The 21,944-nt window shown below is 40.9% G+C and carries 20 protein-coding genes and 1 tRNA gene; 10 read left to right on the top strand and 11 right to left on the bottom strand.

Going from position 1 to position 21,944, the window contains the following annotated elements; all coding sequences use genetic code 11:
• Nucleotides 1–17: 17 nt before the first annotated feature.
• The 5 genes from FTT88_RS08465 to gatC form a co-directional block, all read right to left on the bottom strand.
• Nucleotides 18–617 (bottom strand): hypothetical protein, encoded by a 600-nt coding sequence (locus FTT88_RS08465; protein ID WP_180004295.1) that lies wholly within the window; start codon nucleotides 615–617, stop codon nucleotides 18–20.
• Complete coding sequence (locus FTT88_RS08460) at nucleotides 614–1,405, bottom strand: NYN domain-containing protein (RefSeq protein ID WP_180004297.1); 792 nt, start codon at nucleotides 1,403–1,405, stop codon at nucleotides 614–616. Before FTT88_RS08460 ends, FTT88_RS08465 begins: the two co-directional genes overlap by 4 nt.
• A 73-nt stretch (nucleotides 1,406–1,478) precedes the next feature.
• Nucleotides 1,479–2,954, bottom strand: coding sequence for an Asp-tRNA(Asn)/Glu-tRNA(Gln) amidotransferase subunit GatB (gatB, locus tag FTT88_RS08455; protein WP_180004300.1), 1,476 nt, complete (start codon nucleotides 2,952–2,954; stop codon nucleotides 1,479–1,481).
• On the bottom strand, nucleotides 2,954–4,432 hold the full coding sequence (gatA, locus tag FTT88_RS08450) for an Asp-tRNA(Asn)/Glu-tRNA(Gln) amidotransferase subunit GatA (RefSeq protein ID WP_180004302.1): 1,479 nt from the start codon (nucleotides 4,430–4,432) through the stop codon (nucleotides 2,954–2,956). The genes gatB and gatA overlap by 1 nt, the downstream gene beginning before the upstream one ends.
• Before the next feature lie 51 nt (nucleotides 4,433–4,483).
• Nucleotides 4,484–4,798 (bottom strand): Asp-tRNA(Asn)/Glu-tRNA(Gln) amidotransferase subunit GatC, encoded by a 315-nt coding sequence (gene gatC, locus FTT88_RS08445; protein WP_078189985.1) that lies wholly within the window; start codon nucleotides 4,796–4,798, stop codon nucleotides 4,484–4,486.
• A 133-nt stretch (nucleotides 4,799–4,931) separates the two neighbouring features.
• Here gatC and FTT88_RS08440 point away from each other — a divergent pair, with 133 nt between their 5' ends.
• From FTT88_RS08440 to FTT88_RS08415, 6 genes are all read left to right on the top strand, one after another.
• Nucleotides 4,932–5,978, top strand: a complete 1,047-nt coding sequence (locus tag FTT88_RS08440; protein WP_180004320.1) for a rod shape-determining protein — start codon at nucleotides 4,932–4,934, stop codon at nucleotides 5,976–5,978.
• A gap of 16 nt (nucleotides 5,979–5,994) precedes the next feature.
• The gene (gene mreC / locus FTT88_RS08435; protein ID WP_078189984.1) at nucleotides 5,995–6,852 is read left to right on the top strand and encodes a rod shape-determining protein MreC; all 858 of its coding nucleotides are present in this window, start codon (nucleotides 5,995–5,997) and stop codon (nucleotides 6,850–6,852) included.
• Nucleotides 6,839–7,330, top strand: coding sequence for a rod shape-determining protein MreD (mreD, locus tag FTT88_RS08430; RefSeq protein ID WP_180004304.1), 492 nt, complete (start codon nucleotides 6,839–6,841; stop codon nucleotides 7,328–7,330). Before mreC ends, mreD begins: the two co-directional genes overlap by 14 nt.
• Nucleotides 7,318–7,884, top strand: a complete 567-nt coding sequence (locus FTT88_RS08425) for a Maf-like protein (protein WP_180004322.1) — start codon at nucleotides 7,318–7,320, stop codon at nucleotides 7,882–7,884. Before mreD ends, FTT88_RS08425 begins: the two co-directional genes overlap by 13 nt.
• Before the next feature lie 42 nt (nucleotides 7,885–7,926).
• A complete protein-coding gene (rng, locus tag FTT88_RS08420) occupies nucleotides 7,927–9,381 on the top strand; it encodes a ribonuclease G (RefSeq protein ID WP_111885603.1) in 1,455 nt (484 codons plus the stop codon).
• Between the two features lie 142 nt (nucleotides 9,382–9,523).
• Nucleotides 9,524–9,697: a PA1571 family protein gene (locus FTT88_RS08415; RefSeq protein WP_168379036.1), complete on the top strand. Its 174-nt coding sequence runs from the start codon at nucleotides 9,524–9,526 to the stop codon at nucleotides 9,695–9,697.
• Between the two features lie 316 nt (nucleotides 9,698–10,013).
• Here the strand turns inward: FTT88_RS08415 and FTT88_RS08410 are convergent, their stop codons facing one another.
• Nucleotides 10,014–11,390 carry a wax ester/triacylglycerol synthase family O-acyltransferase gene (locus tag FTT88_RS08410; RefSeq protein ID WP_180004307.1) on the bottom strand — a complete coding sequence of 459 codons (1,377 nt, stop codon included), beginning with the start codon at nucleotides 11,388–11,390 and terminating at the stop codon, nucleotides 10,014–10,016.
• Nucleotides 11,391–11,557: 167 nt separating this feature from the next.
• Entirely contained in the window at nucleotides 11,558–12,292 is a 735-nt protein-coding gene (locus tag FTT88_RS08405; RefSeq protein ID WP_180004309.1) for a phosphoadenylyl-sulfate reductase, read from the bottom strand.
• A 200-nt stretch (nucleotides 12,293–12,492) separates the two neighbouring features.
• Between FTT88_RS08405 and thrH the strand changes: the two genes are divergently transcribed.
• Entirely contained in the window at nucleotides 12,493–13,110 is a 618-nt protein-coding gene (gene thrH / locus FTT88_RS08400; protein ID WP_078189978.1) for a bifunctional phosphoserine phosphatase/homoserine phosphotransferase ThrH, read from the top strand.
• Between the two features lie 72 nt (nucleotides 13,111–13,182).
• On the opposite strand, the gene FTT88_RS08395 is transcribed toward thrH, so the two are convergent.
• The 4 genes from FTT88_RS08395 to FTT88_RS08380 all read right to left on the bottom strand — a co-directional run bounded on the left by FTT88_RS08395 (nucleotide 13,183) and on the right by FTT88_RS08380 (nucleotide 17,971).
• Entirely contained in the window at nucleotides 13,183–14,334 is a 1,152-nt protein-coding gene (locus FTT88_RS08395; protein ID WP_180004312.1) for an OmpP1/FadL family transporter, read from the bottom strand.
• 305 nt (nucleotides 14,335–14,639) lie between these two features.
• On the bottom strand, nucleotides 14,640–15,899 hold the full coding sequence (locus FTT88_RS08390) for an OmpP1/FadL family transporter (RefSeq protein ID WP_180004314.1): 1,260 nt from the start codon (nucleotides 15,897–15,899) through the stop codon (nucleotides 14,640–14,642).
• A gap of 537 nt (nucleotides 15,900–16,436) precedes the next feature.
• Nucleotides 16,437–16,509 (bottom strand) — tRNA-Arg (locus FTT88_RS08385).
• A gap of 73 nt (nucleotides 16,510–16,582) precedes the next feature.
• Nucleotides 16,583–17,971 carry an amino acid permease gene (locus FTT88_RS08380; protein ID WP_078189974.1) on the bottom strand — a complete coding sequence of 463 codons (1,389 nt, stop codon included), beginning with the start codon at nucleotides 17,969–17,971 and terminating at the stop codon, nucleotides 16,583–16,585.
• Between the two features lie 330 nt (nucleotides 17,972–18,301).
• Here FTT88_RS08380 and prpF point away from each other — a divergent pair, with 330 nt between their 5' ends.
• The 3 genes from prpF to FTT88_RS08365 all read left to right on the top strand — a co-directional run bounded on the left by prpF (nucleotide 18,302) and on the right by FTT88_RS08365 (nucleotide 21,714).
• A complete protein-coding gene (gene prpF / locus FTT88_RS08375) occupies nucleotides 18,302–19,492 on the top strand; it encodes a 2-methylaconitate cis-trans isomerase PrpF (RefSeq protein ID WP_180004315.1) in 1,191 nt (396 codons plus the stop codon).
• Nucleotides 19,493–19,698: 206 nt separating this feature from the next.
• A complete protein-coding gene (locus FTT88_RS08370) occupies nucleotides 19,699–20,676 on the top strand; it encodes a GGDEF domain-containing protein (protein ID WP_180173866.1) in 978 nt (325 codons plus the stop codon).
• 129 nt (nucleotides 20,677–20,805) lie between these two features.
• Nucleotides 20,806–21,714 carry a polyprenyl synthetase family protein gene (locus FTT88_RS08365; RefSeq protein ID WP_180004317.1) on the top strand — a complete coding sequence of 303 codons (909 nt, stop codon included), beginning with the start codon at nucleotides 20,806–20,808 and terminating at the stop codon, nucleotides 21,712–21,714.
• The last annotated feature ends 230 nt before the right edge of the window (nucleotides 21,715–21,944 follow it).

Here is a 21,944-nt window from a genome sequence, read left to right as displayed (position 1 = left end):
GAGGGAAACTTAAAAAATTAAATCAGATCAGGATAAAATTTCTCAAATCCCTCATTCACCGCTTCACCTCGCAGCAAATAGCCTTTCGGTTGGATATAACTATAAATTTCCCGTGCGGGTTGTTCATGCCAGCCAATGTTAAAAGCACAGAGTTTTGGGAAAAATTGCAAATGGCTATAGTTCAGATGGTTATGAATCCAATAGGCGAGTTGTTGCCAATTGCTTTGGTCTTTTTCATAAAGTTTTAAAAATGATGGAATGACGATACATGCCGTTGCACCGTAGCCTTTAGCATCGGGATAGTCCCAAATATGACTGGCAAAGTTTTTCTCATTACTTGCGCAATTATGTCCTTTTTCATTGCCGAGTTGGTTCACGCTTGGTGAACGGTAAGCTGAACGAGTGGCAATACGTCCAAACTTTTCTTGCAGTGGTTCAAGTAGTTCTTCGCAGAGTTTCGAGCCCGTACGAATGGCAATATCAGGATGGTCAGGGACGTTGGGTACACCGTACCAATTGGCGATTTCACTATAGAGAAAGTCGCGCATAAAGAAGGACTTGGAAAGTTGAATGCGTCCTAAGTCTTCGAGTTTTGCGATGGAGGATACTTTTTTCATTTAAGTTTAATATATATTTGCTTGTGGCCATTTTCCAAAATTCGTTCTTCATATTCAAAAATATCAGAATGATCTTTTATTAAGTCTACAACTTTTTTAAATCCATAATTTCTTGGGTCAAAATCATTTTGTAGTAATTTCCATTGTGATGTAAATGAAGATGCAGGAATCCATTCAGTATCATGGTTATCAAAAACTTGCTTAATAATATTTAAAGGCAGGGGAGTTTGTGATTCTGTTTTAAGCTGCTGTTTTGGTACTTCTTTAGCGATATTTTCTTTTTTAACTTCTTGGGTTGGAGTTTCTTTGACAGGTGGTTCTTCGTAATTACTTAAGTTTTCAACATAGGTGAAATGTGAACAAGCATTTCTAAAGGCTTCGGGTGTTTGTTTCTTGCCAAAACCGTAAACAGTTGCTCCTTGTTCTTTAATACGAATAGCTAAAGCTGTGAAATCACTATCACTTGATACTAAACAAAACCCATCAAATCTTCCTGTGTATAGTAAATCCATTGCGTCAATAATCATAAAACCATCGGTCGCATTTTTACCTGTGGTATAAGCAAATTGCTGCATGGGTTTAATCGCTAGACTATTAATGGCCTGTTTCCAGTTTCCATTTTGATTAACGAAGTTACCATAAATTCTTTTAACTGTAGCTTCTCCGTATTTTGTCAGTTCATTCAAAATATTTTCAATATCTTTTGCCGAAGCATTATCGGCATCAATTAAAACTGCTAATTTTGTTGTTTTTTCTTCTGAAATATTAAAAATTGTTTTTACAGCCATTATATTCTCTAAATGAAAAACCCCACATTAAGTGAGGTTTTTATAACATGAAATCAATTAATTAGCGAATAAATCAACCAATCAACTTCTTCATTAATTCATTTACTTGCGCAGGGTTTGCTTTACCTTTTGCTGCTTTCATCACTTGACCAACAAGACCGTTAAAGGCTTTCTCTTTACCAGATTTATACTCTTCAACCATCTTCTCGTTAGCAGCAAGTACGTCTTTAATAATCGCTTCAATCGCGCCTGTATCAGTTTCCTGTTTCAAGCCTTTTTCAGCAATAATCTCGTCCGCAGTTTTGCCTTCTTCCCACATAAAGCCGAACACTTGCTTTGCAATCTTACCGTTAATGGTGTTGTCCACAATACGCGCGATCATACCGCCAAGTTTTTCAGCAGATACAGGAGAGTCATGAAGCTCGAAGCCCGCTTTGTTTAAAGCGCCTGAGAATTCGCCCATGACCCAGTTAGCAGCCACTTTGCCTTGTGCAGCACCGCCCGCAGCTTTTACCACGTCTTCATAAAACTCTGACATTTCACGAGTAAGCGTAAGCACGTGAGCATCGTACTCAGTTACACCAAAGTCAGCCACAAAGCGCGCACGGCGTGCAGCAGGAAGCTCAGGAAGGGCAGCACGTGCCGCTTCAATTTGCGCATCTGCAATCACAACAGGCAACAAGTCAGGGTCTGGGAAGTAGCGGTAATCGTTCGCTTCTTCTTTAGAACGCATAGAACGCGTTTCCATCTTCACAGGGTCGAACAAACGTGTTTCTTGGTCGATGGTGCCATCCCATTCCAAGATTTCCATTTGACGTTCAATTTCAACGTTAATCGCTTGTTCAATGAAACGGAATGAGTTGAGGTTTTTAAGCTCACAACGTGTACCAAATGGTTGACCCGGACGACGTAGTGACACGTTACAGTCCGCACGGAACGAACCTTCTGCCATGTTACCGTCAGAAATGCCTAACCAACGCACTAAAGTGTGAATCGCTTTAATGTAGGCAACTGCTTCTTCAACCGAACGCATATCAGGTTCAGAGACAATCTCAAGTAAAGGTGTGCCTGCACGGTTTAAATCGATACCAGATTGACCTTCAAATTGGTCATGGATCGATTTACCTGCATCTTCCTCAAGGTGAGCACGGGTTACGCCAATGCGCTTAGCCGTACCATCTTCAAGTTGGATGTCGATATGACCCAAGCCCACAATCGGGTTGTCCATTTGGCTGATTTGGTAGCCTTTTGGAGAGTCAGGGTAGAAATAGTTTTTACGTGCAAATACAGAAGCTTGGTCGATGTAAGCATCGATACCCAAACCAAAGCGAATCGCAAGATCAACTACTTCTTTGTTCAATACTGGCAATACGCCCGGCATTGCCAAATCTACAAGGCTAGCTTGTGTATTTGGGTCTTGACCAAATGTGGTAGATGAACCTGAGAAAATTTTGGTATTGGTCGCAAGCTGAGTGTGAATCTCGATACCAATAACGACTTCCCAACCATCAATCAGGTTAGATTTTGGTTTCGCAGCGTTCTTAGCCATTATGCATTCTCCTCAGCAATTGCAGCGCGTTGTGTATGCCAATCGGTTGCTTGTTGGTACTGATGCACCACAGACAACAATTGAGATTCTGACCAGTAGTTACCAATCAACTGTAAGCCAACAGGTAAGTTGTCTTTGTCAAAACCAACAGGCGCGTTAATCGCAGGCAAGCCTGCAAGGTTTACCGCGATGGTGTAGATGTCACCCAAGTACATTTCAACTGGAGACAGGTTTGCACCAATCTTATACGCCGTTGTAGGTGCAGCAGGGGCAGCAATCACGTCTACAGACTCAAATGCTTTTAAGAAATCTTGTTGAATTAAACGACGTACTTTTTGTGCTTTCACATAATAAGCATCGTAGTAACCCGCAGACAGCGCGTAAGTACCAATCAAGATACGTTGCTGCACTTCTTTACCAAAACCTTCTGAACGTGAACGTTTATACAAGTCCATTAAGTCCACAGGATTTTCACAGCGGTAACCATAACGTACACCATCAAAACGCTGTAAGTTTGAAGATGCTTCAGCAGGAGCAATCAGGTAATACGTTGGAACATAGGCATCAGTCATGGTCAAATCAATCTCAACCAAGATTGCGCCCATTTCTTCTAACTTTTTCAGTGACTCTTCAACGCGTGCTTTTACGTCTGCATCTAAACCAGCAACGTTAAAGTACTGTTTAGGAATACCAATGCGTAAGCCTTTTACTGAAGTGTTGTTGAGGTTCGCTACATAGTTATCGACGTCTTTTTCAACCGAAGTTGAATCTTTCGCATCATGACCTGCCATCACGTTCATGAGGTAAGCACAGTCTTCAGCCGAACGTGCCATCGGGCCGCCTTGGTCTAAAGAAGATGCATACGCAATCATACCGAAACGAGAAACACGACCATACGTTGGTTTAAGACCTGTCAAACCACAGAAAGATGCAGGCTGACGGATTGAACCGCCTGTATCTGTACCTGTTGCAAATGGAGCAAGGTCAGCTGCTACTGCTGCCGCAGAACCGCCTGAAGAACCGCCCGGAACGTGCGATAAATTCCAAGGGTTTGCAGTTGCGCCGTAGTAAGAGTTTTCAGAGGTCGAACCCATGGCGAATTCGTCCATGTTCACTTTACCAAGTGTCACGAGGCCCGCAGCTTTACCTTTCGCTACAACGGTTGCGTCGTAAGGAGAGATAAAATTGTCCAGCATTTTAGAACCAGCCGTGGTTTTAATGCCTTGGGTACAGAAAATATCTTTATGTGCAATTGGTACACCGGTCAACGCAGTTGCATTGCCTGCTTTAATTGCAGCATCAGCCGCATCTGCTTGCGCAAGTGCTTGTTCAGCTGTCACGGTCACGTATGACTTGACTTGAGCATCGATTTTTTCAATGCGTTTTAAATAGTGTTCAGTCAATTCGCGTGAAGAAAATTTAGCGCCAGCCAAACCTTCAGACAATTCACGAATTGATAAGCGATGTAAATCTGTCATGAGAAATATTTCTTTACGTTTAATTTGAAAAAATGTTGATCTGAATAAAAATTATTCAATCACACGCGGAACAAGGTACAAGCCATCCTGTACTGCAGGAGCAACTGCTTGATATGCTTCGCGATGATTGGTCTCAGATACCACGTCTTCACGTAAGGGCTGTGGATTGTCGAATGGACTTTTTAGTGGTTCAACACCGTCAGTATCGATGCCTTTCAGGGTTTCCATCATGCCTAAAATTTTATTTAAACTTTGAGCATAGTCAGCAGATTGCGCTTCATCTAGCGACAATCGAGCCAGATGGGCAATCGCTGAAACTGTTTGTGCATTTAGATCTGCAGAATGCTGTGCATCCGATGTAGACATAACATTACCTAATCAGTATTAAAAAAATTCAAAATATCGTGGCTTATAATAAGCGATTGACTTGTTCAAATCATCACATTTAGTTAAAGTTGCCACCTTGCGTCCATATAAAAGTTTAACTGAGAACGTCCCCGTGATTCTAAAACGACTAATTGGCTTGTTTTCGCCGGATCTTGCCATTGATTTAGGCACTGCAAATACACTTATTTATGCGCCAGGACGAGGCATCATTTTAAATGAGCCGACGGTTGTGGCGATCCGTCATAGTGGCTCAGAAAAAATCGTTGCTGCGGTCGGTCTTGACGCGAAGCAAATGCTAGGTCGTACACCAGCCAATATTTCTGCCATCCGTCCGATGAAAGATGGGGTGATTGCAGACTTTGAAGTCACTGAAACCATGTTGAATCGTTTTATTACCAAAGGGTATGAAAAGCGTTTATTCCAACCTGCACCACGTGTCGTGGTGTGTGTGCCATGTAAATCGACGTTGGTGGAACGCCGTGCAATCCGTGAAGCTGTATACAATGCAGGTGCACGTGAAGTTCGCTTAATTGAAGAGCCAATGGCTGCTGCAATTGGTGCAGGTATGCCTGTTGAGCAAGCTTGTGGTTCGATGGTTGTCGATGTTGGTGGTGGTACAACTGAAATCGCGATCATTTCACTTCAAGGTTGTGTCTATGCAGACTCACTACGTATCGGTGGTGATGTATTTGATGAGCAAATCATAAACTACGTGCGTAAAGCACATGGTTGTGTGATTGGTGAAACCACTGCAGAAAACATCAAAAAAGAAGTTGGTATGGCGCTTCCAGAAGAAGGTGCAAAACCTTTGGAAATCGAAGTCCGTGGTCGGAACTTGGCTGAAGGTGTACCTCGTGCGATTACTGTCACTTCTGATGAAGTGACTCAAGCGATTTCTGATCCACTGCAAAACATCGTGGCTGCGGTTAAATCTGCACTAGAGCAAACGCCACCTGAGTTGTCTTCAGACATCGCAGAACGCGGTATTGTGTTGACTGGTGGTGGTGCATTACTTCGCAATCTTGATAAGCTTCTTGCAAAAGAGACAGGTCTTCCTGTGGTGGTTGCAGAAGATCCACTATCATGTGTTACACGTGGTGGCGGTAAGGTTCTCGAATTCTTCGATAACCCTAATCATGACATGTTATTTGTAGGCTAAGAAAAGGACTCGGCGGGTGCAAACGCAACTGTTTTCAAGACAACCGCCATCTTTTCGCTCATTTATCATTGCGGTGATTACATGCTTGGTGGTGCTTTTCTTTGATTGGCGCATGCCACATGTAATCCAACCGGCCAGAGACGTCTTGTATGCGGCATATAATCCAATTTATGCCCTTGCAAGCTATCCAGTGTTATCGCGAGAATGGCTGAATCAACAAACCAAGTCTGAAGCTCAATTACGTCGTGAAAATACCGCGATGCAAGCAGAGTTAATTCAGGCTCAAGTCCGTTTACAGAAACTATCTGAACTTTCTGCTGAAAATACTCGACTGCGTGGCCTGCTCGATACACCACTCATTATTGATGGTCGTATGGAGATTGCCGAAGTCATTGGTACCGATGCTGATCCCTTACGTCATATTATTGTGATTAATCGTGGAGCCAGCAGTCAGCTTAAAGTGGGACAAACTGTACTCGATGACAAGGGTATTATGGGGCAAATTATCAATGTTTACCCGCATAGTAGTCGTGTCATGTTGCTCTCAGACAAAGAGCACTCTTTATCCGTGCGGATGGAGCATACCGGTATGCGCGCAATCGTTACGGGTACAGGTGACTTAGGTCGACTTAAAATGGAATACGTACCAACCAGTGCCAATATCAAAGTCGGTGAAAAAGTCTATAGCTCAGGGCTAGGGGCACATTTCCCAGCAGGATATTTGGTGGGTACAGTCTCGAAAGTCAGTCGTCACAATAGTGGTGAATTTGCCCAAATTGATATCAATCCTGCTGCCCAATTGGCAGGTGGTCATCATGTGGTTGTGCTATTTTCCGATTCTTTAGCGATGGAGCAACCGCATGTCACTCGCTAAGCTTAGTCGTCATACAGAGCGCGACCCATTATTTCCAATTATCTTTTCCATCATTTTGGCATCCGTGCTGATGGTGTATCCGCTTTCTTATGACCTATCGGGTTGGCGCCCATTATTCATGATGATGATCATGCTATTTTGGGTCCTCTGTCAGCCGACATGGTGCGGTGTTTGGTTTGCATTTGCCACAGGTCTCTTTACGGACTTATTGACTGATGCGCCATTTGGCATGAACGCACTGAGTTTTGTGGTCATTGCATTTGTGACACGCTTTTTGACCCGTGAACGTCGTATCCTCACATTTGGTAATTTATGGATTATTGCTGCAATGGCAATTTTCGCGCATTTACTGTTTGTGTGGATTGTTCAAGTGATGGGTGGGGCACAGTTTTCATTTGCTCGCCATTGGCAGCCAATTGTTACTAGCTTAATCATTTGGCCAATCATGTATTACTTCCTGAGAAAATGGCGCATATAATTTTAGCTTCGAGTTCTCCTCGACGACGCGAACTAATGCAACAATTAGGTCTGGAATTTGAAATTTTCAGTCCAGATATTGATGAGTCCGTGTTGGAAGGAGAACCTATAGCGGATTATGTAGAGCGTTTAGCACGTGCCAAAGCTTGCGCAGTACAACAACAATTCCCTGATGCTATCGTTATTGCCGCGGATACTAGTTTAGGCGTAGATGAGCACATTTTAGGAAAACCAGCGTCGAAAGCACATGCTTTTTCTATGTGGGAAATGATCTCTGGAAGAAAACATGATGTGTTTTCAGGTGTTTGTGTCAGTACAAAAGATCAAATATACAGTATAGTAGTGCGTACACAGGTTGAATTTCAAACGCTGAGTCTAGCTGACATGGAAAGCTATTGGGCAACAGGTGAACCAATCGGCAAGGCGGGAGCCTATGCTATTCAAGGAATTGCTGCGCGCTATATTCCTTGTATTGAAGGGAGCTACAGCAATGTTGTTGGGCTGCCTTTGCATGAAACCGTACAGTTATTACAGACAGTTAAGGCATTAAATTAACTGCTGCAACACAAGAATTTTTATAATGTTTTGAGTTTTGATATGTCTGACGAGTTGTTGATTAACGTCACACCGATGGAATGTCGGGTGGCGTTGATTCAAAACGGTACGGTCAATGAATTATTTGTTGAGCGCACCGTGAAGCGTGGGTTAGTGGGCAATATTTATAAAGGGAAAGTTGTTCGCGTGCTTCCGGGTATGCAGGCTGCTTTTATTGATATTGGATTGTCGAGAACGGCTTTTTTACATATCAATGATATGGTCTGGCAGCGCAATCAACCAACCCCGAATGTTTTTGAGCTGTTACAACCAGGGCAAGTACTCACCGTACAAGTCATGAAAGATATGTTGGGTACCAAAGGTGCACGACTATCAACTGATCTTTCTATTCCTTCTCGTTACCTTGTTTTAATGCCATATGGCAGTCATACCGGTGTTTCTCAGCGCATTGAGTCTGAAGAAGAACGAGATCGCTTGCGTAGCATGATTGAACGCATTCAAAAGGAACACAACTTACCGGGTTCAGTCATCGTTCGTACTGCTGCCGAAGGTATTCCTGAATGTGAAATTGCGCAGGACATGGCCTATTTAGCAAAACTGTGGGAATACATACAACGTAAACAACGCAGTATTGTCGTACCATCTTTGATTTTTGAAGAGCTACCTTTACCGCAACGCGTCATCCGTGATTTAGCCAACGAAGAAACGTCTAAAATTCAGGTCGACTCACGCGAAGTACATGGCAAATTGCAAGAGTTTGTCCAAGAATTTGTACCGAGTATGCAAAATCGCTTACTGCATTATCCAGGTGAGCGTCCAATTTTTGACTTGTACAATGTCGAAGAAGATATTCAGAAAGCCTTACAGACACGTGTAGCACTTAAGTCTGGCGGCTATCTGATGATCGATCAAACTGAAGCCATGACCACGATTGATGTCAATACTGGCTCCTACGTAGGTGGTCGTTCGCTTGAAGACACTGTGTTTAAAACCAATATGGAAGCCACACAGGTCATTGCACGTCAGCTTCGACTACGTAACTTGGGCGGGATTATCATTATTGACTTCATTGATATGCAAGAAGCACATCATCGAGAAGAAGTGATGAGCCAGTTTGAGAAAATGCTCGAGCGCGATCATGCAAAAACCAAGATCACTCAAGTTTCTGAGCTGGGTTTGGTGGAAATGACTCGGAAACGCACCCGTGAATCTTTAGAGCATCTACTTTGTGATTCTTGCCCGACCTGTCAGGGGCGTGGTTATGTGAAAACGGCTGAAACAGTTTGCTATGAAATTTTCCGTGAAATCTTGAGATATGCACGTGCTTATGAGTCACAAAGTGGTTTTACCGTGGTGGCACATCCGTCGGTGATTGACCGATTGTTAACTGCTGAAGCACCTGCGGTAGCTGATTTAGAGCACTTTATTAGCCGTGTGATCAAGTTCCAAGTGGAAAATTTATATACGCAAGAGCAATACGATATCATTCTGAGCTGAAATTGTAACAGAATATCGTTAAACACTTGTTACAACTGAGATTTTACTTTTGAACTGTTATTTTGAATACTAGACACATCAAATAGCCAAAGCCATTTTCCTGCATTGGACTTGAAAATGGCTTAGCAAAAAGAGGTGTACTATGGGTGTTAGTAAAACAGTAATGAAAAGTGGTCTTAAAACTGTTGTTGAAGCAAAAGCGATCCATTCAGGTTATATCGTGGATGAGCGTGGTAATGAAGTTCAAATTACAGCGTCTATGATTCGTTCTGCTTGTCATCAGTTACTTAAACAGTGCCGAGCTATCAAAGCTTAAATATTGAAATATAAATAATGTAATCTAGAGGGTTAAAGCACTAACGCGCGATTCTAAAATTTTTTAATGCGCTAAAATTTTATAAATAATGGAAAATAAACTTAATTATCAGTTCGTATCTACAAGTCATAATTAAACAATAACAACGGATTTGTTCACCTAAATTTTAGCTTATACACATAAATTGCTCCAAAAAATCAATCAAAGTTCAAATACTAAAAACCCGTCTAGATTTTGCAATGTAGACGGGTTTTTATCTTTTTGAATGGTTCAATCTGATGCAGAACTGATACCAAATCTTGAAGCAGGCGGTTAGCTAACCGCCTGTAACTTTGGGGGAATCTTGGTTCACAATAGTTTCAAATCGTTGGATTTCTTCTTCCAAATGCGTCAGTAAATTTTGCATTTTTGGCAGCGCATTACGACATGCCGTTAAACCCACTTCAAGCTTATCTAAATAGCTGGTCATGGTGATATTAAGCGCTTGACCATCCAAAACAATGGATGCTGGGTAGAGTGCTTCTAAACGTGCACCATTCCAATATAACGGCTCTTGTGGGCCGGGAACATTCGAAATGACCAAGTTAAAGGCCTGACGTTTTGGCATGAAGCCTGATGCAATATTTAAACCTGCTGCACTGTAGACAAAAGCACTGTAGTTTAAGATTTGATTCGAGTTCATTCGTTTAAAGCGCTCTTTGGCATTGAGCACACTACGACGCACAATTTTTAAGCGCTCTAGCGGATCCTCTTTATGGGTTCCAAGGTTCGCCAAAATCATGGTAATACGGTTAGACATATCTGAATCATCGGTACGAACTGATGCAGGCACCATGGCAATCAATGGCTTTTTAGGTAAAGCATTTTGTGTAATTAAATACTCACGTAATGCGCCTGAACAAATTGCGAGCACAATATCGTTAATTGTTACGCCGAGTGACTTGGCAATATGTGACAAACGTGAAAACTCAAAAGACTGAGCAGCGAAACGACGTGAAGAACTAACCCGTTGGTTTAATATTGAACTCGGCGCTTGGAAGCTAGATACATAATCTGGGTTACGCCCCATATCTTTCATTACTGTTTGTGACAGTTCGTACAAAACTCGTGGAGTTGAGTCAAGTTGTCCCTTAATGGTCGATAACAGACCTTTCATACGACTGGCTTTAGGCTGCTTCAGACGTTTTGCACGAGGGCCTTCTACACACCATGGTGGCACAATTCTTTTAGCATCTGGGTCATGCGAAAGCGATTTTTCAACTAAACGCATACCTGCAATGCCATCGACCATCGCGTGGTGGATTTTGAAGTACATAGCAAAACGATTGCCTTCAATGCCTTCAATAATGTGGCAGGTCCAAAGCGGTTTTGCACGGTCAATCAGCGCACTGTGTTCCTGTGAAATATAAGTCAAAAGTTCACGGATACGACCAGGATGCGGCAGTGCGATATGGCGGAAGTGATGATCTAAATCAAACTCTTCGTCTTCATCCCAAAAGAAGCCGTTAAGTTTATTGTTAAAAGGAGGAATAGGAATGGATTCTGAATTACGAATATCTGCGACTAAATCTTGAATAAAAGTATCTGGTGCATTGTCAGGGATCTGAAATAAAAATAGACCACCTACATGCATTGGTTGTTGCCGTTTCTCTAAATTTAAGAATATGAAATCAATAGGATGTAATGGACGCATAGCGTTGATTGCCTCACTGCAATTTCTACAGCTGCTCATGTATGAGTAGCATTGTTAGAATTATTAAATTGTCGTTTGCAGTATAGCGTTTTTACGTTGAAATGATACGGAATTATGTGTATCGATGCGTTGAAAAAAACCACTGCTATACAGTGGTTTTGTGATCTTTATTTTTTCATGTTGCCTGCGTGTAAGCCGCATTCTTTATGGGTTGCATCTTCCCACCACCAGCGACCTTCACGTTCGTGTTGATTCGGTAAAACAGGACGAGTGCATGGCTCACAGCCAATCGAGATAAAGCCTCGTTCGTGTAGTGGATTATATGGAATTTCCATTAGACGGATATAGTTCCATACATCAGCGCTAGACCAGTTTGCCAAAGGATTATACTTAATCAATTGCTTGCCCGGACCTGAAAAACCGGGGTCTGCTTGTACCACAGGAATTTCATTACGTGTGCCAGGGCTTTGGTCCTTACGTTGACCTGTGATCCAGCCATCTAAAGTGGCTAGTTTTTTACGCAAAGGTTGTACTTTACGGATACCACAGCATTCTTTATGTTCATCTTGATAGAAGCTAAAAAAGCCCTTTTCTGTTACCAGTTTTTGTACGGCATCACTTTCTGGGAAACAGATTTCAATATCAATTTTATAATGTTTACGGACAGTATCTAAAAATTGGTAAGTTTCAGGGTGTAAGCGACCGGTATCTAAACTAAATACACGAAATGGAATCCCTAAGTTCGATGCAAGATCAATCAGTACAACATCTTCTGCACCAGAAAAGGAAATCGCAACTTCACCTTGCTGGCTAAGCGCAAGTTTCATAATCTCAGAAGGTGATTTATCTGCATATTCAGATGCAAGTGCATCGACAAGGTCAATAGTAGGGATGGTAATCATGAATGTCCTGGCTATAGGCTTGGAACGTTAAAACCTATATTAATTTATTTCAGAACTATTTTAATGGAAATGCTAAAACACACTTATCACTAAAAAATAGATACTTATGAAAAAAATAGATTTAAAAAAGAACAATGCATTTTTTTATTCTTCCGCTATGATAATGAAAAATTTTTTTCACATAACAGAGGGTAGAGTGCATGGAAGTCGTTTGTTTAGATCTAGAAGGGGTTTTAGTACCTGAAATTTGGATTAATTTTGCGAAAAAAACAGGCATTAAAGAACTTGAAGCAACGACTCGTGACATTCCAGATTACGATGTGTTGATGACTCAGCGTTTAAATATCCTAAAACAACACGGTTTGGGTTTAAACGATATTCAAGACGTAATCGCAGATATGGGGCCATTTGAAGGTGCAAAAGAGTTTGTAGAGTGGGTGCGTACTCATTTTCAATTGATTATTCTTTCAGATACTTTCTATGAGTTTGCACATCCATTAATGCAGCAACTTGGTTGGCCAACGATTTTCTGCCACAAATTAGAAACTGATGAAAATGGTATGATCTCAGCTTATAAGCTTCGTCAACCTGATCAAAAGCGTAAAGCCGTTCAAGCATTGCATGGGTTAAACTTCCGGGTGATTGCAGCAGGTGATTCTTATAACGATACGACGATGCTTGGTGAAGCAGATGCGGGTTTCTTATTTGATGCGCCTGACAATGTGATTGCAGAATTTCCACAATTCCCACCAATTCATGGCTATGCTGCATTAAAAGAAGCGATTCGTAATGCTTCAGTTCGTGATATTCCAGCTTAATTCTGTATAGCTGGTTATAGAAAAGGGCGCTTATGCGCCCTTTCTTGTTTAATGCAAAGCTGTTCTAACAACTTAGAAGCGATAGCCTATTTTCAAACCATAGCCAAGCGCATGGTTATCTTCAAATTCACCTACTGGATTACCACCAGTTTGAGCAGTAGCATCACCTAACCAGAAGTATTTAACACCTGCTTGGATGAAATAGTTTTCAGCAGGACTATATTGACCACCTAGACCAACATTCCAATTCCCTTCAACAGGGCCTAAAGTCGTAATAGGGTTGCCAGCACCCGAATCGTAACCTACAGATGCAGAACCAGACCATTTGCTGTTAAATTTATGGCCTACACCAACATTAGCTGACCATTGGTCGTCTGAGTAATCAATAAGATTTTGACGGACATGAGGTGCTGGAATTGAACTTACGTTACCAAGTAAAGTTGGTTTAACCGCAAACTGGCTCCAATGTACCCAACGAACATTGGCAAATGCTAGCGTATCTTTAGCAATACCTGTTTGGAAATCTAAGTTAACTGATTGAGGTGTTGTTGCATCAACAGATGATGTCAGCGCACTTAAAGATGGATACGGTAGAAGCGTAGTTTCATTGGATTTTGTATTATGTTCAATTTCAGAGCGGTAGGTAATAGCCGCTTTTAATGCAATTTCAGGAATCGAATAAGCAACACCTGCTAACCAGCCATAAGCTTCTTCACGTTCCATTTCGATGTTATAAGTACCAAGTTTGGCATTACCACCATAAGCAGCACCACGTAGTTTGATATTGGCTTCTACAGTTTGCCAAACTGGACCTGCATAAAAGTTCCAATTTTCGTTTGGTTGGTAACCAATTAGGGCAGTTAAGCTTTCAGTTTTAACATCTACAGATGTACCTTGAGCACCATTACCAAATACTTGCGATGCAGCATCATATTCAGCTTCTGCACCGTATGGTTGGTCGTAAATTAAACCTAGTGAAATTTTGTCAGTCGCTTGTACTTTGACAGCAGCGGAAGGGAAGTAATATGACTTCGCCATGTCATCGACATTAAGTTCATTTGACTTTACTTCTGCATCTAGAACAGTGATACCTGCTTCTGCATAGTTACCAGGTTGTAAGAATGCTGAAATAGACTGACCTGAACGATCTAGACCCGCTGCAAATAATGATGCTGTTGGTAAAGCGGTAAGTAAAATTGCGTAGCTAAGGTGATTTAAGCGCATACTTTTCCCTGTTTGTAACTTTTGATGTTATTTCAATGTGTGGAAAGTAACATAAATAGAAAAACAGTAAATAAGAGTTGCTACTCTAAAATTGAACTAGGGAAGTTAAAAAATGAGCATGACTAGAGTATTTATTCTAGTGATTGATAATTATCTTTATGATTTTTAAATGAAAAATTAGAGTAAAAAGCTTAGTTTTTGATAAATGTTTTAGTAAATTTAAATGTTTATTGTTTGATCAAACAAGATAGGGAAAGAATAAAAAGTTAGGGCCATAGCGAACTATGGCCCGAATCATATTTAAATTAGAAGCGGTAACCGATTTTTAAACCGTATGCCCAAGCATCGTTATCTTCAAATGATGCTACTGATTCATTTGTACCAAACATTGATGCAGGTTGTGCTTCAGCATCACCTAACATGAAGTATTTAACACCACCTGCGATAAAGTAGTTAGGCGCTGGGCTGAATTGTAAACCTAAGCCAACGTTCCAGTAGCCTTCAGTAGGACCAAGTGTTGATACAGGGTTGCCTGCACCAGAATCCCAACCTACAGAAACGTTACCAGCCCATTGTTCACTCAATTTACGACCTATACCAACTGTAGCATTGATTTGATCGTCAGAATAAGCAACAAGGTCAAATCCACCAACAGGACCACGACCAAGGGCACCTAATGTTTCAGATGCTTTACCAAAAGCGGTTGGGCGAATTGCAAAATTTGACCAATCTACCCAACGTACATTTGCAAATGCGACAGTGTCGGCCATGATACCAGTTTGAAAATCAAGGTTAACAGACTGCGGTGTGGTGATCTTAGTGTCAGCACGCGTTGAAAAAGCACCGCCTAGTAGAGCACTGCTTCCAGTTTCAGTGGTTGCAGCTTCGTGATCAATCTCAGAACGGTAAGTAATAGATGCTTTTAAAGCAATTTCTGGGATTTGGTACGCTACTCCTGCTAACCAACCAACGGCACTATCTTCTTTCATATTTGCATTATATAAACCGAGAGCTTGGTTTGCTCCATATGCAATACCGCGTAGTTGAACATCACCTTTTACTGTTTGATAAACACCACCGCCGTATATGTTAAAATTTTCAATTGGTTGAAAACCTAATATCATCGAGATATTTTGAGTGTTAACTTCGACTTCCGTTGTTTCGCCCATTAATTGGAATGCGCCAGGGTTACCTGCAACTGGTAGTGTTTGATCTGTTGCACTATATTTAGCTTCTGCACCAAAAGGTTGATCATATAGTAAACCAAAAGAAAAATTATCAGTTAGCTGTAATTTTAATGCTGCGTGTGGAAAATAGTAATCACCCGCCATGTCATCTAGTGATGTATTAGCAAGAGCTCCTAATGTTGGGTTGCTAGCAGGTGCAGTGCTGTTCATCTTCCCTGAAACATTCGGATCTAAAACCGAAATACCTGCTTCAAAATAGTTCCCTGGTTGTAAAAATGCAGAAATAGATTGTCCTGAACGATCTAGTGCTGCTGCAAAAGCACCTGTCATTGGAACTGAAGCAAGAATCATGGCTGTAGCTAAAGTTTTTAATTTCATTCTTCGTCATTCCTTGAGATACGAATTTGATTTTTATGGTTACTGCATATATTCGTTATGGAAAACTTCTTAATACTCTTAGGCTTAATTGTTACTCCATGTGACAAAAATAGCACAATTAAAATAAGAGTAAATGCTCTAGATTGAAAAATATGGCTAAAAGTTGCTATTTTTAGAGTAAAAGTACTAATTAGTATATATAACATTTTGATTATTATTTAATATTTTCATTTAGCGCATTATTTTCTAAACCTAGAAAAAAATTGAAAAAATTTTGATATGAGCAGTCATAAATTGATTTTTTGGCCTTATGGACCATACTATGTGTCGTTTTTGCATTGAGAGGTAGGTGGTTAGCACATTTTAAAGCGCTATTTAACTGTTCTTAAAAATAGTCTTTGAACAGTAATCTTTGTAAAAACAATAACTAAGTTAAAAACTGTAATTGATGGGTTTTTAGTGTGAAAGGTTCTTTCTTTATATTTATTGGTATATGGGGGATTACAAATACAGGGAGGAGGGATATCTCAGAAATTGTGCGCTCTGCGGGACTCGAACCCACGTCGGTCGCTTAGGAGGCAACTGCTCTATCCAGTTAAGCTAAGAGCGCAAGACGGAGGCTAATGTACTCCTATTTTAGCTAAAAAAAAAGTTATTGCCGAAACAATAACTTTTTAAATTACTTAGTCTTTATGAACTTCATTGGGGTCAATGTCGCTCAAATCTTTGGGATTAAGATAGTTAAACATTAATAACATGACTGTAATCCAAACAGGGATCATTAGAACAGATTCCATAAAGCCCTGAGTCCACATAATAAAGAGAACTAAAGCAATAAAGATCAGAACGATGTAGTTGCTGACTGGTGCCCAAAGTGCAGGATAAGACGTTGTAAAATTCAAAATACGTTTTGCACGACGGAACTGTAAGTGAGTCATGGTAATCATCGCCCAGTTCAGAACAAGCGCACCAACCACCACATACATTAAGTGACCCAGCGCATCTTCAGGTACGAAGTAGTTTAAGAGTACGCAACCGAAAATCAGGACTGCAGAAAGTAATACCGCTGGAATTGGCACGCCACTTTTGTTGGTTTTAGCGAAAACTTTTGGAGCATTACCTTGCTTCGCCAAGCTGTAAAGCATACGGCTATTGGCATACATACCGCTGTTATAAACAGACAGTGCTGCAGTTAAAATAATGAAGTTCAGTAAATGTGCAGCCCAATCAATACCCAGTTGGCTAAAGATCATCACAAATGGACTTTTGTCTAAACCACCTAGTTCAAGCTGATTCCATGGCACAAGTGATAATAGAATAGTCAAAGAACCCACGTAGAAAATCAAAATACGAAAAACAACTTGGTTAATCGCTTTAGGAATAGTTTCTTTTGGATTTTCAGCTTCCGCTGCCGCCATACCAATCAGTTCAATACCACCGAAGGCGAACATCAAGAAAGCTAGCATGAAGAATAAGCCTTCAAAACCATTTGGGAAGAAGCCGCCCTGACTCCATAAGTTGGTAAATGATGCTGTAGAGTTGGCATCTGCTGTAAGTAGCAAATACAAACCAAATACGATCATCGAAATAACTGCAGTGACTTTAATAATCGACAGCCAAAACTCAGATTCACCATAAAACTTCACATTACCTAAGTTTACTAAAGTAATGATCACGAAGAAGAACAGTACAGATGCCCACGCTGGAATATGAGGCCACCAGTAATTGATGTATTTCGCAACAGCGGTGAGTTCTGTCATTGCCACTAAAATATAGAGAATCCAGTAGTTCCAACCTGTTAAGAAACCTGGAAATTTCCCCCAATATTTATATGCAAAATGGCTAAATGAACCCGCTACAGGTTCATGGACGATCATTTCACCCAACTGACGCATAATTAGAAAGGCGATCAAACCGCCAATGGCGTAGCCAAGAATAATGGATGGTCCAGCAGATTGAATCACATGCGCTGAGCCCAAGAATAAGCCTGTACCAATTGCACCACCCATGGCAATCAATTGAATATGACGATTCTTTAAGCCACGCTTGAGTTCGGAGGAATTGGTAGTCAAGTTACTCTTCCCGAGAATGGTTTAATTTTGGTAATTGTAATGTATAGAGAATGAATAGCCTAGTAGCTCAAAATTTATGAAAAATATTTATAGGTTTAATAACCTATTTTTCGTTTTAAATGCTGAATTAAAAATTTATGAATCAATAGATTAATTTTATTTTAATTGAAATTCTGATGCTTGGCTTTATATGGAAAAGGTATCGAATGTTGTTTTTTTATACTTAAGTCATGTGATTGTTAAAACTTCAATTAAACATTGTATGATGCAAAAGCGCAGAAAAGAACGCTCTGCCAAAACACAATGATAAAGATTAAGGATTCAATAAAAATGAGTTTTGCTCCCCAAATTAAAATTGCAGCGACTTATATGCGTGGTGGTACAAGTAAAGGTGTATTTTTCAAGCTAGATGATTTGCCCCTTGCAGCACAACAAGCTGGAAAAGTTCGCGACCAACTTTTATTACGTGTGATTGGCAGTCCAGATCCTTATGGCAAACAAATTGATGGGATGGGTGGAGCGACTTCAAGTACCAGTAAAACCGTGATTTTGGCAAAAAGTTCACAGCCTGAGCATGATGTCGACTATCTATTTGGACAAGTGTCAATTGATAAAGCATTTGTCGACTGGAGTGGTAACTGCGGAAATTTAACTGCAGCGGTTGGTGCATTTGCCATTTCAAATGGTTTGGTTGAGGCATCACGTATTCCTGAAAATGGTTTGTGTACGGTTCGCATTTGGCAAGCCAATATTCAAAAAACCATTATTGCGCATGTACCTATTACTGATGGTGCAGTACAAGAAACCGGTGATTTTGAACTAGATGGTGTGACCTTCCCAGCAGCCGAAGTTCAAATTGAATTTTTAGACCCCGCAGATGATGGTGAAGATGGCGGCGCTATGTTCCCTACAGGGAATTTGGTCGATACCTTAACCGTACCCGATGAAGGCAGTTTCCCTGCAACATTCATTAATGCAGGTATTCCAACGATTTTCTTAAATGCAGAAGATATTGGTTATGTCGGCACTGAACTGCAAGATGCGATCAACGGTGATGCTAAGGCATTGGCCCGTTTTGAAAAAATCCGTGCTTATGGTGCGCAGCAAATGGGTTTGATTTCAGATATTGCTGAAGCAGAGCAACGTCAACATACACCAAAGATTGCATTTGTTTCAAAACCGAAAGCTTATACATCTTCGAGTTCTAAACAAATTTCAGAACACGATACGGACTTATTGGTTCGTGCCTTGTCGATGGGGAAACTGCATCATGCCATGATGGGCACAGCGGCAGTTGCCATTGGTACAGCAGCTGCGATACCGGGGACACTTGTGAACTTAGCCGCGGGTGGTGGGGAGCGAGAAGCTGTACGTTTTGGACATCCATCTGGGACGCTACGTGTAGGTGCGCAAGCAATTTATGAAAATGGTCAGTGGGTCGTTAAAAAAGCCGTAATGAGCCGAAGTGCGCGTGTCTTAATGGAAGGTTGGGTGCGTATTCCTGCGGATAGTTTAGATTAAGTATTTAACATCTAATTTGAAATCAGCCTCTGCTTTGCAGGGGCTTTTTTTTGCCTTTATCTTTTATATGAATAAGCAAATCATGAATTGGTATATATTTTTATATAATATGAACTGCATTTAATATTAGGAAGTTTCTGTGATTTATGTCAGATTAATTTTGTTAGCATTTTGCGTAGCTTTGCCCTGAAAAAAGTAGCGAAACCATGCTTAAAAAAGACTTAATAAAATCGGAAATACCTACTGAACAATTGGCTGTATTAGAAGCGTTGCCAATGCCTGCTGCGTTATTTTCTGCGACAGCTGAGCTGATATGCGCCAATCAAATATTTAAACATCGATTTCAGTCAGACTTACAAGAGATCGTATTAAATCACGTGTCTGAGATGCAGCAAAAGACCAAAGCCACAAGTTCTGAGTTTGATTTACGCTGTTTTGAGAACGATAGCATTGAACCCTTTATGTATAGTGAAAACGAACGGCATTATTGGTTCACGCTCAAACCAAAGTTTCAACAAAGTGGCGATTTGGAACATGTGTTGTTGTGCTGTGCGGACATTACAAATTTAAAGCAATTCGAATTATCGCTGTTGAAACATAACCAACAACTCGAACAACAAGTTTATTTTGATTATCTGACAGGGATAAAAAATCAACGAGGTTTTGATTTAGACCTTTCTCAGTGGCAAAAAAGCTTCGCGGTTGAACAAGCCGATGAAATTTGTTTGATGATGCTCGACTTAGATAATTTTAAGCAAATCAATGATATCTACGGTCATGCGTTTGGCGATGAAGTTTTAAGAAAAAGTGCGCAGCTTTTAAGGATGCAAATTAGTCAACACGCAGATGCACAAATATATCGCATGGGTGGGGAAGAGTTTGCAATGATTTTGCCACGCACGGCTATATCGACTGCATGTTCGATTGCACAACAATGTTGTGAGCAAATCTATGCTTCTTCGATGAATTATGCAGATAAGGCTTTACAACTGAGTATTTCATGCGGAGTGGCCTTGTGGGATGGTACAGAGTCATTTTTTGAAACATTGACACGTGCCGATCAGGCTTTATATCAAGCCAAGAAAGGCTCGAAAAATTGTACCTGTTTTAATGATGGACAAAATGTGGCGCTATTTGAGGAAACGACATTTAAAAAACCATCAGACTGTGGGAAAAACACATAGATTTAGGCCGTAACATAGAGAAAGATCTGAGAAAGCAGTATGATGCAACAGGTCAAAATGACAGAAAACATTAGCAGTCGATTTGCTAATGAACGAAGCAGTTAAATATTTAAAGTATTTGAGGTGAATGTGTCTTCTTTAACAGACGTTTCCACACATGCCCTGACAGAAGCGCAGCAGCGTATTCAGCAGGATTTACTGACAGCGCTTGATGCATTTTCAATTCCAGAACCCTTAAAAGGGGCGGTGTATCATGCTGTGATGTTGGGTGGAAAACGCGTTCGACCGGCACTTTGTTATGCAACAGCAGCGTTAAAACCCAATACCAATTTTGCAGCCGTACGCCGTGCTGCTGTGGCGATTGAATTTATTCATTGCTATTCATTGGCACACGATGATTTGCCGTGTATGGACAACGATTTACTCCGTCGTGGTCAACCAACCTGTCATGTGGCTTTTGGTGAAGATACGGCTTTACTTGCTGGCGATATTTTACAATCGATGGCTTTTGAAGTTTTAGGCAGCCGTCTCTTTGATCAAGGCCCAGCCGTTGAAGCGCCGATCATCTTGAAGCAAATGCAAATTTTAGCGACTGCAACTTCAAAAATGGTCAATGGACAAGTTCTAGACTTACAAGCGGAAGGCAAGCATGTCAGTCAGGATGAACTGGAAAATATTCATCGAAATAAAACCGGCGCTTTAATTTCTGCCGCAATCATGATGGCGGCAGTGACAATATTTAATGGCACAGATCAAGCCATTCCTAAACTCCGTGAATTTGGTCTTGCGATTGGTTTAGCCTTTCAGGTACAAGATGATATTTTAGATATTATTGCTGACACTGAAGCATTGGGTAAAACAGCGGGTAAAGATCAACAAGTGGATAAATCGACATATCCTGCGCTAATGGGTCTTGATCAAGCCCAAGCTTATGCAGAAGAATTACATGCACAAGCGCTTCAAGCTTTGGATTATTTTGCAGAAGATGCGGCAGAATTACACAAGATCACGCAGTTTTTATTAAAACGTCAAAGTTAATATGACGCAGTAAAAGACCTCAGCCCACACATGTAACATGTTGTGGGCATTTTTATATTTTGTACATTTGGAACAGAAGGAAATAAACCATCTAGGTAATATCGTAAGCGTCCGCTGAACACACCTTCTGAATTCATCCTATAAGCCTTAATTTAGTCCCCACTTAGAAACAAGTGGGGACTAAAATTTATGACTACAAATCATCAGACATCCATCGCATCTCTTGCGAA

This window comes from Acinetobacter sp. YH01024 (assembly GCF_013420195.1).
Classification (GTDB): Bacteria; Pseudomonadota; Gammaproteobacteria; order Pseudomonadales; family Moraxellaceae; genus Acinetobacter; species Acinetobacter amyesii.
The sequence above is the reverse complement of the archived record's forward strand: the minus strand, read 5'-3'. Positions and strand labels throughout refer to the sequence as shown.